The 14,253-nt window shown below is 65.3% G+C and carries 12 protein-coding genes and 1 pseudogene; 7 read left to right on the top strand and 6 right to left on the bottom strand.

What is annotated here, in order from left to right; genetic code table 11:
* Positions 1–591, top strand: a 591-nt coding sequence (locus F6S12_RS25330) for an HlyD family secretion protein (protein WP_315869440.1), incomplete at its 5' end; no start/stop codon positions are given.
* Positions 584–2,173, top strand: a complete 1,590-nt coding sequence (locus F6S12_RS25325) for a DHA2 family efflux MFS transporter permease subunit (RefSeq protein WP_011062406.1) — start codon at positions 584–586, stop codon at positions 2,171–2,173. The genes F6S12_RS25330 and F6S12_RS25325, both read left to right, overlap by 8 nt.
* 4 nt (positions 2,174–2,177) lie before the next feature.
* Here F6S12_RS25325 and F6S12_RS25320 read toward each other — a convergent pair whose 3' ends face one another.
* Entirely contained in the window at positions 2,178–3,008 is an 831-nt protein-coding gene (locus F6S12_RS25320; RefSeq protein ID WP_015636445.1) for an AraC family transcriptional regulator, read from the bottom strand.
* A gap of 275 nt (positions 3,009–3,283) precedes the next feature.
* Here F6S12_RS25320 and F6S12_RS25315 point away from each other — a divergent pair, with 275 nt between their 5' ends.
* Positions 3,284–4,999 carry a 2-isopropylmalate synthase gene (locus F6S12_RS25315; protein WP_315869439.1) on the top strand — a complete coding sequence of 572 codons (1,716 nt, stop codon included), beginning with the start codon at positions 3,284–3,286 and terminating at the stop codon, positions 4,997–4,999.
* A gap of 387 nt (positions 5,000–5,386) precedes the next feature.
* Here the strand turns inward: F6S12_RS25315 and F6S12_RS25310 are convergent, their stop codons facing one another.
* Positions 5,387–6,052 (bottom strand): HAD family hydrolase, encoded by a 666-nt coding sequence (locus F6S12_RS25310; RefSeq protein WP_015636443.1) that lies wholly within the window; start codon positions 6,050–6,052, stop codon positions 5,387–5,389.
* Positions 6,053–6,153: 101 nt separating this feature from the next.
* Positions 6,154–7,809: a WG repeat-containing protein gene (locus F6S12_RS25305; RefSeq protein ID WP_015636442.1), complete on the bottom strand. Its 1,656-nt coding sequence runs from the start codon at positions 7,807–7,809 to the stop codon at positions 6,154–6,156.
* Between the two features lie 412 nt (positions 7,810–8,221).
* On the opposite strand from F6S12_RS25305, the gene peaA reads away from it, so the two are divergent.
* The 4 genes from peaA to peaD all read left to right on the top strand — a co-directional run bounded on the left by peaA (position 8,222) and on the right by peaD (position 12,782).
* A complete protein-coding gene (gene peaA, locus F6S12_RS25300) occupies positions 8,222–9,802 on the top strand; it encodes a quinohemoprotein amine dehydrogenase subunit alpha (RefSeq protein WP_011062401.1) in 1,581 nt (526 codons plus the stop codon).
* 79 nt (positions 9,803–9,881) lie between these two features.
* Positions 9,882–11,315 (top strand): quinohemoprotein amine dehydrogenase maturation protein, encoded by a 1,434-nt coding sequence (gene peaB, locus F6S12_RS25295; protein WP_015636440.1) that lies wholly within the window; start codon positions 9,882–9,884, stop codon positions 11,313–11,315.
* A 1-nt stretch (position 11,316) separates the two neighbouring features.
* Entirely contained in the window at positions 11,317–11,640 is a 324-nt protein-coding gene (gene qhpC / locus F6S12_RS25290) for a quinohemoprotein amine dehydrogenase subunit gamma (RefSeq protein WP_011062399.1), read from the top strand.
* A gap of 23 nt (positions 11,641–11,663) precedes the next feature.
* A complete protein-coding gene (gene peaD / locus F6S12_RS25285; protein ID WP_011062398.1) occupies positions 11,664–12,782 on the top strand; it encodes a quinohemoprotein amine dehydrogenase subunit beta in 1,119 nt (372 codons plus the stop codon).
* Between the two features lie 102 nt (positions 12,783–12,884).
* On the opposite strand, the gene F6S12_RS25280 is transcribed toward peaD, so the two are convergent.
* The 3 genes and pseudogenes from F6S12_RS25280 to F6S12_RS25270 all read right to left on the bottom strand — a co-directional run.
* On the bottom strand, positions 12,885–13,283 hold the full coding sequence (locus F6S12_RS25280; RefSeq protein WP_015636438.1) for a lysozyme inhibitor LprI family protein: 399 nt from the start codon (positions 13,281–13,283) through the stop codon (positions 12,885–12,887).
* A gap of 37 nt (positions 13,284–13,320) precedes the next feature.
* Positions 13,321–13,770, bottom strand: a complete 450-nt coding sequence (locus F6S12_RS25275) for a GFA family protein (RefSeq protein ID WP_225368814.1) — start codon at positions 13,768–13,770, stop codon at positions 13,321–13,323.
* Positions 13,744–14,253: pseudogene (locus F6S12_RS25270) on the bottom strand (ADP-ribosylglycohydrolase family protein); the annotation flags it as partial. The gene F6S12_RS25275 and the pseudogene F6S12_RS25270, both read right to left, overlap by 27 nt.

Raw genomic sequence — 14,253 nt, 5'->3', positions numbered from 1 at the left:
GCCGCCGCCCTGGCCCGTCAGGCCGATGCCGCCCTGGGCGCGGCCCGCGCCAGCCTGGCCGCGCGGCGCCAGCAGGTACAGGTGCTCGATACCGAACAGCAAAGCGCTCGGGCGCAACTGGACAAGCTCGAAGCGGGCGTGGCCCGGGTCACGGCCCAGCGGCAACTGGCCCGCATCGATCTGGCTCGCACCTTGATCCGCAGCCCGGTGGACGGTATCGCCGGCCAGCGGCGCCTGCGCCTGGGGCAGTACGTCGAAGTCGGTGCGCCGCTGTTGGCGGTGGTGCCTGAGGACGCCTATGTGGTGGCCAACTACAAGGAAACCCAGGTCGACGGCATGCGCCCCGGGCAAGCGGCGCGGGTCGAGGTCGACGCCTTGGGCGGCCATGTACTGGAGGGACGGGTGGAGAGTTTCGCCCCGGCTTCCGGCGCCGAATTCGCCCTGCTGCCGGCGGACAACGCCACCGGCAACTTCACCAAGATCGTGCAGCGCATGCCGGTGCGCATCCGCCTCGATCCGGGGCAGCCGCGACAGGCGCAGCTGCGCCCCGGGATGTCGGTGGTGGTGACCGTGGACACCCGTCATGACTAGTGCCCAGGCCGTATCGGAAGGCACCGGCGAGGCCGCCGCACAGGCAATCTCCCTGCGCACCTGGGTGGCGGTGCTGGGCAGCGTGGTGGGCTGCTTCATGGCCGGGATGAACGTGCACGTGACCAACGCTTCCCTGCCGGACGTGCGTGGCTCCCTGGGGGCGACTTTCGAGGAGGGGTCGTGGATCACCACCGCCTACCTGGTGGCGGAGATCATCATCATTCCCATGACTGGCTGGCTGGTTTCGGTGTTTTCCATGCGCAGGGTGCTGATGGTCGGCACCGCCGGTTTCGTGCTGTTTTCGATCGCCTGTTCCCTGGCGCCGAACATCCACAGCCTGATCTTCGCCCGGGTGCTGCAAGGGGCCTTTGGCGGGGTGCTGATTCCCCTGTCGTTCCAGCTGATTGTCACCGAGCTGCCGGCGGCCCGGCATCCCATGGGCATGGCCCTGTTCGCCGTGGCCAACAATGTCGCCCAGGCCGCGGGACCGTCCCTGGGCGGCTGGCTCACCGATGCCTATTCGTGGCGCTGGATCTTCTACCTGCAAGTGCCGCCGGGGCTGTTGCTGCTGGCGGCCATCGGCTGGTCGGTGCGGCCCCAGCCCATGGTCCTGGCAAAACTGCGCCAGGGTGACTGGGGCGGCATCGCCAGCATGGCCGTGGGCCTCTCGGCGTTGCAGATCATGCTGGAGGAGGGTGGCCGTTACGACTGGTTCGCCTCAAGCTTCATCAGCCATTGCGCGATCCTGGCCACGGTCGGCCTGCTGGCCTTCGTGGCCATCGAACTGCGTCGCGAGCAGCCGTTGATCAACCTGCGCCTCTTGGGGCGCTACAACTTCGGCATTGCCAGCCTGATGCAATTCACCTTCGGTGCGGTGGTGTTCGGCGTGGTGTTCCTGGTGCCCAACTACTTTGCCCAGATCCACGGCTACAACGCCCGGCAGATCGGCCTGATGATGATTCCCTACGGCCTGATCCAGTTCGTCATGTCGTTCGCCACCCCGCGGCTGATGCGCTGGACCAGCGCCCGCACCATCATCATTGCCGGGTTCGCCATCACTGGCATCGGCTGCCTGATGAACATCCACCTCAACCCCGATGCCTCGGTGAACGTCATCGTGCCCTCGCTGGTGGTGCGTGGTATCGGCCAGTCGCTGGTGGTGGTGGCGCTGGGGGTGATGGCGATCCAGGGGCTGGAAAAGGACCAGGTGGGCTCGGCCTCCGGACTGTTCTCCATGGTGCGTAACGTCGGCGGGGCCATCGGTATCGCGCTGTCCAGCCAGATCGTGGTGGAGCGCGAGAAACTCCACGCCCAGCGCATTGGCGAATCCGTCAGCCTGTTCGCCCAGGCCACCCAGGAGCGCCTGGTGGAACTGGTGCGCCTGCTGGCCCAGGCACCGGTGGAGTACGCAACGGCCCTGCATTCGGCGGCGCTGGCGCCCCTGCGCCAGCAAGCCCTGGGCATGGTGGACAAGGTGCTGCACCGCGACGCCCTGCTGCTGGCCTACAGCGATGCCTTCTTGCTGGCGGGGCTGGCCATGCTGTTGTGCGTGGTGGCCGGTGTGCTGCTGCGCCGGGCCTGAGCCCTCAGCGGTAGAACTCCGAAGGCGGCGTGCCGAACTGGCGCTTGAAGGCGGCGGCGAAGGCGCTCTGGCTGTCGTAGCCGTGCTGCAGCGCCACTTGCACCACCGGCATGCCTTCGGCCAGGCACTCCAGGGACATCAGCAACCGCGCCTGCTGGCGCCAACGGCCAAAGGTGATGCCGGTGTGGCGCTGGAACTGGCGATGGAAGGTCTTGGCGCTCATGGCCAGGCAGTCGCCCCATTGTTCGGCGGTGCGGTTGTCCGAAGGATCGTCCGCCAGCGCCTGGCACACCCGCAGCATGCGCGGCTCATGGGGCCAGGGCAGGCTGAACGGCAGCACCGGCAGCGAGCGCATCTCATCGAGGATCAGGCGCATCAGGCGGCCGTCGCGGCTGTCCGGCGAATACTGCGTGCCGACCTGGGCGGCGGCCAGGATCAGCTCGCGCAGCAACGGCGAGACCTCGATCACGCAGTCATGCTCGGGCAGGCCGGCAATGGCATCGACATTGATGAACAGGCTGCGCATGCGCACCGCGCCGCGCATGCGTACCCGGTGCTCGACGCCGGCCTGCAACCACACCCCGCGGCTGGGCGGCACCACCCAGCGGCCGGACTCGGTGTCGATCACCAGCACGCCCTCGATGGCATAGGCCAGCTGCGAGCGTGGATGGCTGTGGGCAGGTATTTCATGGCCGTTGGGGTAATCCACGGCGATGCTGGTAACCGGCATGGACAGGCAGTCGATGGACGAGACAACAAGCAGATCGGACATGCAGCGCAGCGCCTCCGCCCCGGAAGGGATCATGGGGCGCTTATCATAGGTGAAAATGTCCATTTTGCGATAATCAAAGGGCGTTTAGCGCATTACATTCAGAAGATCACTACCTAGACTACAGATCACTCCTTGCCCGCCGACGGTTGCAACCGCCCATGAACCCCCTGTTCCTGACCCTGCTACTAGCGCTACCCCTGCCTTACGGCCGGGGTCTGCCGGTGCTGCCAGGAACCTGGCACCCAGGCTGATCTCCCCCAGACTCCGGCCTCGAAGCGCTTTCCATGATGAAAGCAGGGGAGATCCATCGCGTTCTCCATTGTGCTTTCGAGGTCAGTATGCTCGCCCATCCCCATACCAAATACCGCCCCTTTACCCCCGTGGACCTGGACTCGCGCCAGTGGCCGTCACGTACCATCACCCAGGCTCCGATCTGGCTGTCCACCGACCTGCGCGATGGCAACCAGGCGCTGTTCGAGCCGATGAACCGCGAGCGCAAGCTGCGCCTGTTCGAGGAACTGGTGCGCCTGGGCTTCAAGGAAATCGAAGTGGGATTCCCCGCCGCCTCGCGCACCGATTTCGAGGTGGTCCGCGAGCTTGTGGAACAGCAGCGGATTCCCGCCGACGTCACCCCCATGGTGATGACCCAACTGCGCGAGGACCTGATCCGCGAAACCGTACGCAGTGTGCAGGGTGCGCGCCGGGTCATCGTCCACCTGTACAACGCCATCGCCCCGGTCTGGCGGCGCGTGGTGTTCGGGCTTTCGGTGGACGAGGTCGAGTCCCTGGTGGAGCGCCATGTCAGGCTGTTGCGCGAGTTGACCGAGCAGCACCCGGAAACCGAATGGGTGTTGCAGTACTCCCCCGAAACCTTCTGCATGGCGGAGCTCGAGGTGTCCCTGCGCATGTGCAACACCGCGATCCGTACCTGGGACGCCGGCCCGGGGCGCCCGATCATCATCAACCTGCCGACCACCGTCGAGGTGGCCACCGCCAACGTCTTTGCCGACCAGATCGAATGGATGCACAAGCGCCTGGAGCGCCGCGACCAGGTCACGCTGTCAGTGCACCCGCACAACGACCGGGGCACCGGCGTGGCCTGTGCCGAACAGGCGTTGCTGGCGGGCGCCCAGCGGGTGGAGGGCTGCCTGTTCGGCAATGGCGAGCGCAGTGGCAACCTGGATCTGGTGACCCTGGCCCTGAATCTCTATACCCAGGGCATCAGCCCCGGGCTGGATTTCTCCGATATCGCGGCAGTGGCCCGGGTTGCCGAGGAATGCACGGCGCTACCGATCCATCCGCGCCATCCCTATGTCGGCGACCTGGTGTTCACCGCCTTTTCCGGCTCGCACCAGGACGCCATCGCCAAGGGCTTTGCCGCCCAGGCGGCCGACGGTTTCTGGGAGGTGCCCTACCTGCCCATCGATCCGCAGGACCTGGGGCGGACCTACGACAGCATCGTGCGGGTCAACAGCCAGTCCGGCAAAGGCGGGATCGCTTTCCTGCTGCAGCGTGACCACGGCATCGTCATGCCCCGGCGCATGCAGATCGAGTTCAGCGCCATTGTGCAGAAGCTGGCTGATGCCAGTGACGCCGAGTTGAGCAGCGACGCTTTATGGGAGGTGTTCCAGCGCACCTATCTGGCGTGTGCAGAGGGCACGGCCGGCCTGCGGTATCTCGCTCATCGGTTGTTCGATGCCCCCGAGGGGCAGGGGATCGAGCTGCGGGTCGCCACCCCCGGGAACCAGGAGGCGTGCTTGCATGGCCTGGGCAACGGACCTGTCGCGGCGGCCCTGGCCGCCCTGGGCTTGCCGCTGCGCATCGACAGTTTTGAAGAGCGCAACCTGGGGGCGGGGGCCGATGCGCAGGCGCTGGCAATTGTCGAAGCGGTGTGGCCGGGCGTTGCCGGGTCACGTTTTGGCGCCGGCTGTCACGCCAATATCGTCACCGCCTCGGTGCAGGCCGTGATCAATGCCGCGGCGCGGTTTTATCCCGAGCAGGCGCCGGCATTCGTCCCCACCCAGGCATCGCTTGCGGAGCGGGCGGCTCCCTGAGTGACCCGCACCAGCAGTCGGCGCCCCAGGGGCCGGCCGCTGGAGCCCGGGCAAAAAAAAGCCCGCTGTAGCGCGGGCCAAATGGGATTCGTTAAGGAGTGATTGGCAATATAGGGGCGGCGAGGTGAAAGCACCGTGAAAAAAAAGTCGTGCAGGGATAAACCTCCAGCATCTTTGCCCAAGTCGTAGGGTGTTTTCGGATATGTCCGATATTACTGCCCCTGGAGCCCGCGTATATTCCCTCCTGCTCGCCCAGCCAAAGGGGGTACTTCGGTCTGGATGCCACTGCCGAAGTGATGGGCGAGCACCTTTTTCCCTCCTGCCGTTTCTTTCTCCCTGGCTGTTTCCTTCCCGCTTGGCCTGGCCAATATCCTCATCCCATTCCCTTCAGGGCAGATCGAGCCGGCGCCGGATCTCGGCCCACAGTTGCGGGTCGTCGAAGTCGTTGATCACGCGGTGGGCGCCGGCATCCAGCAGGGTTTGCGGGCGCTGGCTGGTGGCCAGGCCGAACGTGCAGATCCCGGCTTTTACCGCGGCTGTCAGCCCGGGTACCGAGTCTTCGAAGGCCAGGGCCTGGTCGGCGGTGGCCTGCAGGCATTCCAGGCCGCTCAAGTAGGGCAGGGGATCGGGCTTGGCCCGAGGCAACTCCTCGGCCACCAGCACCGTCTGGAAGCGCTGTCGCAGGCCCAGCACCTCGAGCATGTGCTCGGCATTGGCCCGGGGCGCGTTGGTGACCACGCACACGCCGATGCCGTGCTCCTGGGCAAAATCCAGCAGGCGCAGCAGGCCGGGCATGGGCATCAGTTGCGGGGAGAGTTGGCGAAAGCGCACTTCCTTGCGCTCGGCAAAGGCTTCATGTTCCGCCACGCTGCGCTCGGGGAACAGGTAGCGGCACATGTTGGCATTGGCCTGGCCGCTGACATGGGCTTCGAATTCTTCCTGGGTGAAGGTCCGGCCATCCTCTTCCAGCAGCAGTTGCTGCAGGGCCAGCAGGTGCAGGGCGTCGGTGTCGGTCAGGGTGCCATCAAGGTCGAAGAGCAGAGCATTGAGCATGGGACAGTTCCTGTCGGGCCCCATCCGGGCCGGTTGGCTGAATCGATCAAGCCCGCATCCTAGCAGGCTTGATCCCAACCGTGACCGGTTCGCTCGGGGCCTCAGCCCTGTGCGTTGTCGCCTTCGCCCTGGTCTTCCACTTCGTCAGGCTGCGGGCAGTAGTCCTGGGGGTTGGCCGGCCACAGCACCTGGTCATGGCCGTCGTGCACCTGTTCGGCGCCGCAATCGACCTGGCTGACCTGGAAGCTCGGAGTGCCGTCCAGGCGATACAGGGCCTTGAGGCTGCGGGACTGGTCGTCGCCCATGCCTTCCACGGCATAGCCGAAGATGGCGCCGCGGGTTTCGTCCACCACCAGTTCCTGCCACTTGCCGGGGATCAGCCGCTTGCCCTTGAGGTCGTACAGCGCCGAGGTGGCCAGGGCCGAGGTGTCGTCGGTGGCCAGCAGGTAGTGGCCGCTGTTGTCCAGGCGGATGTCGACGTACTGGCCCGGCTCCAGCAGCACCTTGCCGCTGGCGTCCATCAGGCCCACGGTACGCACCTGGGTGGCCTGGCCGAACAGGGTGGCCTGCTTGGTCGGGCTGTTGGCGGTGCTGAAGACGAACAGGTCGGCATTGATCGCGCCGATCTGGGCGTAGGTGGGCTTGAACAGCTCGACGCCCTTGTCCACATCGAAGATACCGAAGGTGGCGCTGAACACGTTCTGCAGCACCGCGACCTGGTTCAGCCCCGGTACCTGCCGGAACATTCCCAGGGGGCTGAAGCCGGCCGGGTCCGCCGAGTCGTAGACCGGCTGCACCTTCCATTGGCCCTGGCGGTCGATCAGCCCGGCCTTGCCGGAGCTGCCGTCGGCGTTCTTGGCGGTGACCAGCGCGCCCTGCTTGCCGAATACCTGGCAGGTGCCGAACTGGGCCTGGATCACGGTCTTGCCCTGGAAATCCATGTAGCCGCAGGGGCTGTCGTATTTTTCCCGGAAGGCCACCAGGCCGTCACCCGGTTCGCCCATCCAGTTGTAGGTGGCGGCGCTGATCAACTGGGCCTGGGCATCGGCCAGGGCCTTGCCCTGTTCGGTGCTGACCACCAGATGCTGGTTGGCAAAGTAGTCGATGCTGTCGAAGTCGATCTTCTTCTGCTCGCCGGTCTTGAGGTTCAGCGCCCACTTGTCGTTGCCGCGTTCGGCGATCATCCACCAGCCGCGCTTGGCGAAGTCATCGCGGACCATGCTGCTGTCATACAGGGCTTCGGTCACCACCTCGCCCTTGGCACTGAGAATGCCGCGCTTGCCGCCGATCTCGTAGACGATGAAGTCGTCGTTGCCGCCCACGTACAGATCGTCGAAGCGCGGTGGCTGAATCTGTTTGCCGCTCTGGTCGATGATGCCCAGCTTGCCGTCCTGGCCGAAGCCGAAGTAGCCCGGGGTCAGCAGCCGCAGGTCATCGGTGAAGGCGGCCTTGAGGGTCTGCTTGCCATCGGCGCTGCTGAGGTTCCAGGTACCGTCCTTGGCGAACAGGAAGGTCTTGTCCAGGGGCAGGGCGACCACGGCGTCGTAGTCGTTGTCGGCGCTGACCAGCACCTTGCCGTCCTGGTCCAGAACCGCGCATTCGCCATTGGCGCAGATCGGCATGACCATGGCCGCCGGCGCGGGGGCCGCAGCGACGGCTGCCGTCTTGGGACTGGTTTCTTCCTTGCATCCGACCAGGGTCAGAGCAGACAACGAGAGGATCAGCGAGCCGAGACGGGCACAGGCGCTTCTATCCATGAACTTCAGGTTCCTTGTAAGAGGGGAGGTGCGGCACACCCCATGGGACGGGGCAGGCAAAGCGGGGGTGATTCTGCGGCGCCGCCGGATAAATGCAAGATCCAATTGCAAAGAAAACCAGCGGTACAGCCTCGTCGCCGGCCTTGAGAGCTGTTCTGGCGCTGGCTAATCGCTGTCTCAGACTGAGACGTTTGTCTCGAAATTGAACGTCGGGTAACACCCGCAAGCCCGCCAGGGACCGGCGTCTTCGCCCAAGTCGTTGATTCCGGGTTCTTTTATAAGCTGGCACGCTCCGTGTATTGCATATCAGCAGACGTTTCTCTTGCCTCCATGACCGGGCGTGCCGGGCATGGCAGAAACCATAAAAACGACTCGCTAAAAATAAGAAAGCACCGTGGGAGGTTTGACGTTGATGAAGAGAAGACTGCGCCTGAGGCTCAGTGCCAGCCTGCTGGCCATTGCCACCTGTACCGCCTTGCATGCCCCTTCGAGTTTTGCCGCTCGGGATGCGCAGAGCATCCTCAAGGAAACCTGCCAGGGTTGCCACACCCCCGAGGCCGGGGAAGCCCTGAGCCGCATCAGCCACCAGCGCAAGACCCCGGAAGGCTGGCTGATGAGCATTGCCCGCATGCAGACCATGCACGGGCTGCAAATCAGCGATGACGACCGCCGCACCCTGGTCAAGTACCTGGCCGATACCCAGGGCCTGGCGCCCAGCGAGACCGACGGCGTGCGCTACGCCCTGGAGCGACGGCTGAACACTGTCGAGCATTTCGACGAACAGACCACCCAGATGTGCGCCCGCTGCCACTCCGGCGCGCGGATCGCCCTGCAACGCCGGCCGGCCCAGGAATGGGAGCGGCTGGTGAATTTCCACCTTGGGCAATGGCCATCCCTGGAGTACCAGGCGCTGTCCCGGGACCGGGAATGGCTGCCCACCGCCCTCAAGGAAATGGTGCCGCTGCTGGCCAAGCGTTATCCCCTCGACAATCCCGCCTGGACAGCCTGGCAACAGGCCCGCCCGCAAGCGGCGGCGCTGGCGGGGGACTGGAGCTTCAGCGGCCACCTGCCGGGCAAGGGTGAACTGGCCGGGGTGATGAGCGTCAGCGCCGGGGAAGGCGATCAGTTCAAGCTCAGCGTCAAGGGCCAGTACGCCGATGGCAGCCCGTTCAATGGCGAGGGCAGCGCGATCCTCTACAACGGCTATGAATGGCGCGGCAATGTCACCGTGGATGGCGTGGTCATGCGCCAGGTGCTGGCGGCACAGGGCAATGCACTGCAAGGGCGGATGTTCGAGGCCGAGCACGACGAGCGCGGCCTGGACTTCATCGCCGCCCGGCAAGGCAGCCAGCGGTTGCTGGCGGTGCAGCCGGGTTACCTGAAGGCCGGTGAGGAGGCCGAGGTGACCCTGGTGGGCGCGGGCCTTGCGGGCACTCCGAGCTTCGGCAAAGGGGTGGAGGTCGTGCAGGTGCTGGAGCAGAGCCCCGAACGCATCCGCGTCAGGCTCAAGGCGGCGGCCAGCGCCCAGCCGGGGCTGCGGGAAGTCAGCGTCGGCAGCCTCAAGGGCGCGACGCTGGCGGTGTACCAGCGCATCGCCGAGGTCAAGGTGGTGCCGGCATTTGCCGTGGCGCGGATCGGTGACGGCGGCGGTTCGACGCCCAAGGTCCAGGGCCGCTTCGATGCCGAAGCCTGGGGCAAGGGGGCCGACGGCAAGGCCTACCGCATCGGCGTGATGCCGGCGCAGTGGAAGGTCGAGGCCTTCGACGCCCAGGCGGCCAAGGATGAAGACGTCAAGTACGCCGGCAGCATGCAGGCCGACAGCGGCGTGTTCACCCCAGGGGATGCCGGGCCCAACCCGCTGCGCAAGATGTCCACCAACAACGCCGGCAACCTCAAGGTGATCGCTGCGGTGGAGGAGGGGGGCAAGGCCCTGACCGGTGAAGGCCAGCTGATCGTCACCGTGCAACGCTGGAACAATCCACCCATTCCCTGAGGGGCGTCGAGCGATACCGACAGACACTTTCAGGCAATGACCGCAGGCCCCGAACGCGGGGCAGGCACAGGAGGTTGTAATGGGCGCAATTCTGAATCTGGTGGAGCGCAACCTGCATGAAGTGCAGGTGGACGCCAACCGCATGCTGTTCCATATCCCCAGCAGTTCGCTGTTTGCCAGCGATGCCTTGACCGGCAGCATCATCGATGCGCTGCGCGGCCCGGGCTGTACCCCGGAAGACTTGATCCAGCGTCTGGCCGGCGCCTATGACGGTGCCGACGTCAGCGACACCCTGCGCGAGCTGATGGCCCTGGAACTGGTCAGCGACGGCTCGCCCCTGACCCCGGAAATCGGCGTCAAACGGGTCGAACGCACGGCGATCAATACCGTGGTGCTCAACGTCAATACCGGCTGCAACCTGAGCTGCACCTACTGCTACAAGGAAGACCTGGACAAGCCCTCGGCGGGCAAGAAGATGGGCCTGGACACGGCCATTGCCTCGGTGGAAATGCTGCTCCAGGAGTCCCCGGACGAGGAGCGCTACACCGTGGTGTTCTTCGGCGGCGAACCCTTGAGCAACCGGCCGCTGATCGAGGCCATGGTGGACTACTGCGAACAGCGCTTTGCCGCCGCCGGCAAGTTCGTCGAGTTCGTCATGACCACCAACGCCACCCTGCTCACCGAAGAGGTGGTGGACTACCTCAATGCCCACCGTTTCGGGCTGTCGGTGAGCATCGACGGGCCCAAGACCGTGCACGATCGCAACCGCATCACCGTGGGCGGGCAGGGCACCTATGACGTGGTGCGGCGCAAGGCGCAGATGCTTCTGGAACGCTACGACAGCCGGCCGGTGGGGGCGCGGGTGACCCTGACCACCGGGGTCACCGACCTTGAGACCATCTGGGATCACCTGTTCAACGAGCTGGGGTTCGCCGAAGTGGGGTTCGCCCCGGTGACCTCGGGGGACATCAGCAGCTTCAACCTCAGCAGCGAGGAGTTGATCGAAGTCTTCGCCAGCATGAAGCGCCTGGGCCGGCGTTACCTGGCGGCGGCACTGGAGCACCGCAATATCGGCTTCTCCAACCTGCACCAGCTGATCACCGATATCCACGAGGGCCACAAGAAGGCGCTGCCCTGCGGCGCCGGGCTGAAGATGCTGGCGGTGGACCACAAGGGCGAGCTGAACCTGTGCCACCGCTTCACCGGCTCATCCCTGCCGACCTTCGGCAATGTGCATGACGGTGGGGTCAAGCAGATGGAGCTCAATGACTTCCTGTCCCAGCGCCTGGACCGCACCAACACCGGCTGCGACAGCTGCCGCATCCGCAACCTGTGTTCCGGCGGCTGCTACCACGAGAGCTATGCCCGCTACGGCGACCCGGCGCACCCGACGTATCACTATTGCGAACTGATGCGTGACTGGGTGGATTTCGGCATCGAAGTCTACAGCCGGATCATGGCGCACAACCCTGCGTTCATCAGCAGCTACATCACTCCGCGCAAGGCTCACTGACATGAAACATCTCAAGCCGATCAACAACAAAGCTCAGAAACTGACCGAGGCCGCGGCCCAGGACCGTATCGAAGAAGTGCTGGCGATGAACTCCGTGGCCGGCTGCGCCTCGACCACCGACCCGGGCTGGGAAATCGATGCCTTTGGCGGCGTCTCGTCGCTGTGCCAGCCGATGGAGGCCGACCTCTACGGCTGCTCCGACCCTTGCTGGTGGCCGGCCCAGGTGCCGGACATGATGAGCACCTACCCCGACTGGAACAAGGACGCCCAGGCCTCCAACGACAACTGGCGCAACCTCGGCACCGTCTTCCCCAAAGACAAGTAACCGGACAGCACAAGGATTCCAGCATGCGAGCTATCACAGTGTGCGGCCTGGCCGCCGGCGCGGTTCTCAGCGCCTGTTCTTTCACCGCCCTGGCCGACGAGGGCCTGGCCCTCAACAGCGGTCACGAGTACATGGTGACCACCAATTACCCGAACAACCTGCACGTTCTCGATCTGGCCACCGACAGCCTGTACAAGACCTGCAAGATGCCCGACGCCTTCGGCCCCGGCACCGTGCAACTGTCGCCGGACCGCAAGATCGCCTACGTGCTGAACAACCACTATGCGGATGTCTACGGCGTCGAGCTCGACAGCTGCAAGCAGGTGTTCCACGCCAGCATCACCCAGCATCCGGGGGAGAAGGCGCGCTCGATGTTCGCCTTCACCGTCAGCCACGACGGCAAGGAGCTGTACACCGTGGCCAACCCGACCCTGTTGCTCAATGACCGCTATGAGGTCAAGGAGCCGCGGCTGGATGTCTACGCCACCGATGCCGGGCTCGACGCCAAGCCGCTGCGCAGTTTCCCCGCGCCGCGCCAGCTGACCATCATGCAGAGCGGCGACGACGGCACCCTGTATGTGGCCGGGCCGGACCTGTACAAGGTCGACGTCAAGACCGGCAAGTTCGAGGTACTGATCCCCAGCCGCCACTGGAAACGCCCCAACTACAGCGCGCCGGACGTGCTCTACGTGTGGAACCAGCAGACCTTCCGCCATGACTTTTCGCTGCTCTACACCGCGGCGAAGTTCAAGGACAAGAAGCAGGACCCGGCTACCGCCGAGCCGCTGTACGGGCTGTTCAGCGTCGATCTTGCGACCGGCAAGACCGAGACCACCGACTTCGGCCCGCTGACCGAGATCTACTTCAGCGGCATGCGCTCGCCCACGGACCCCAACCTGATGTTCGGCGTGCTCAACCGCCTGGCCAAGTACGACATCAAGCAGAAGAAACTGCTCCAGGCCGCGACCCTGGAACACTCCTACTACTGCATCTCGTTCAACCGGGCCGGGACCAAGATCTACCTGGCGGGGACCTTCAACGACGTGGCGATCTTCGATGTGCAGAGCATGAAGCAGATCGGCAAGATCACCCTGCCGGGCGGCGACATGGCCATCACCACGGCGCAGATCTTCGTCCGCTGACCCCGCCGCCAGCCACCGGCTCCTGTAGCAGCCGGCTTGCCGGCGAACAGGCCGGCAAGCCGTGCAGAGCCCTCACCGACGCCTTCGCGGGCAAGCCCGCTCCTACCGTGCGGGGACCGGGCAGCTCAAGTCGCCTTCCTTGCACTGCAGGTACTGTTTGAAACTCTCCACGCGGGTCTTGGTCAAGGCCGTGATGCAGTTGCTGTAGGCCACCGGATACAGGCTGCCACCTTCCACGCCCGAGGTGGAAAAACTGCACTCGGCATCGCGGAACGCCACCCAGGCGCGCTGGGCGCTGACCAGCAGCTTTTTGCTGTGTGGCTGGTCTTTCAGGCGCTGGTTGATCTGTTGGTAAAGGGCGTTCAGCTCCTTGTCCGCGGCCTTGTGCTGGAAGTTGGCGCACAGGCTCATATCGGTCTGGGTGGTGTTGTTGCATTCATAGGCCTGGGCCAATGGAGCAAGCAGCAGCGGCGCAAGGGCCAGCAACAGGATCGGACGCATGGAAAGTCTCGCAATCGGTCAATGAGGAAGAAACAGTCTAGCCGCGGCTGGGTTGCCACTCGGGCCAGCGTTGCAGCGCTTCGTCGGCCAGCCAGGGCACATCGTGGGAGGTCCAGATATGCACCTGTGGCGTCTGCCCCGGATCATCGTCCAGGGTCGCCACCCGCAGGATCACGTGGGGCTGCCCCGGGCGCTCCGCCAGCAGGTGAGAACCGCAGACCGAGCAGAAGTGCCGCAGCTTGCCCGGGGACGATTCGTAGGTGCTCAGGCGTTCCTGGCCCTGGGTCCACTGGAAGTGTTCGCGCATGACTCCGGCGGTCGAGGCAAAGGCCGCGGCGTGGGCCTTGCGGCAGGTCTGGCAATGGCAGTGGCCGATGGGCATGTCCAGGCGGTCGACCCGGTATTGCACCGCCTTGCACAGGCAACTGCCATGCAGCGGCCGGGCAGGCGCGCGACGCCGGGCGGCGGCCAGCAGGTCGTCGGCCATGGCCTGGATCTCCTCGCCCATGTGCAGCTTGGCCAGCCAGTGCGGCGGTATGCCCTGGGCCCCGTAGAAGGCTCCGGCCAACTGGCCGACGATGGCGGCGGTGGTGTCGGCGTCGTCCCCCAGGTTGGCGGCGGCCAGCACTGCTTCGGCATAGCTGTCGCTGTGCTGGAAGCACCAGAGCGCGGCCTCCAGGGAGTCGACGCAATAGCCGTTGCCGCGAATCTGGTCGCGGGTTTTATCCAGGTAATTGCCCTGGGCCAGGGCCGCGACCTTGCTCTCGCGAAAGCCCTGGGCGTCGAGCCGTTGCAGTTGCTGCTTGCTGGCACCGTCCAGGGCCTTGGCGATCAGCCCGGCCAACAGCTGGCAGCATTCGATGGCTTCGGCGGCGCCGTGGGTGGTACGCGAACTGGCCCCGGCAAACTCGCGGACCTGGGCCAGGTCGGGGTAATGGAACAGCACCACCGGCGCCAGGCGCATCAGCGA

Source organism: Pseudomonas sp. JV245A, from assembly GCF_032424515.1.
GTDB classification, from domain to species: Bacteria; Pseudomonadota; Gammaproteobacteria; order Pseudomonadales; family Pseudomonadaceae; genus Aquipseudomonas; species Aquipseudomonas protegens.
The sequence above is the reverse complement of the archived record's forward strand: the minus strand, read 5'-3'. Positions and strand labels throughout refer to the sequence as shown.

Excerpts from the sequence above, each read along its gene's own strand:
- peaB (WP_015636440.1), top strand. The coding sequence starts at position 9,882 with ATGGGCGCAATTCTGAATCTGGTGGAGCGCAACCTGCATGAAGTGCAG.
- peaD (WP_011062398.1), top strand. The coding sequence starts at position 11,664 with ATGCGAGCTATCACAGTGTGCGGCCTGGCCGCCGGCGCGGTTCTCAGC.
- peaA (WP_011062401.1), top strand. The coding sequence starts at position 8,222 with ATGAAGAGAAGACTGCGCCTGAGGCTCAGTGCCAGCCTGCTGGCCATT.
- F6S12_RS25315 (WP_315869439.1), top strand. The coding sequence starts at position 3,284 with ATGCTCGCCCATCCCCATACCAAATACCGCCCCTTTACCCCCGTGGAC.
- F6S12_RS25310 (WP_015636443.1), bottom strand. The coding sequence starts at position 6,052 with ATGCTCAATGCTCTGCTCTTCGACCTTGATGGCACCCTGACCGACACC.
- F6S12_RS25275 (WP_225368814.1), bottom strand. The coding sequence starts at position 13,770 with ATGGCCGACGACCTGCTGGCCGCCGCCCGGCGTCGCGCGCCTGCCCGG.
- F6S12_RS25305 (WP_015636442.1), bottom strand. The coding sequence starts at position 7,809 with ATGGATAGAAGCGCCTGTGCCCGTCTCGGCTCGCTGATCCTCTCGTTG.
- F6S12_RS25280 (WP_015636438.1), bottom strand. The coding sequence starts at position 13,283 with ATGCGTCCGATCCTGTTGCTGGCCCTTGCGCCGCTGCTGCTTGCTCCA.
- F6S12_RS25320 (WP_015636445.1), bottom strand. The coding sequence starts at position 3,008 with ATGGACATTTTCACCTATGATAAGCGCCCCATGATCCCTTCCGGGGCG.
- F6S12_RS25325 (WP_011062406.1), top strand. The coding sequence starts at position 584 with ATGACTAGTGCCCAGGCCGTATCGGAAGGCACCGGCGAGGCCGCCGCA.
- qhpC (WP_011062399.1), top strand. The coding sequence starts at position 11,317 with ATGAAACATCTCAAGCCGATCAACAACAAAGCTCAGAAACTGACCGAG.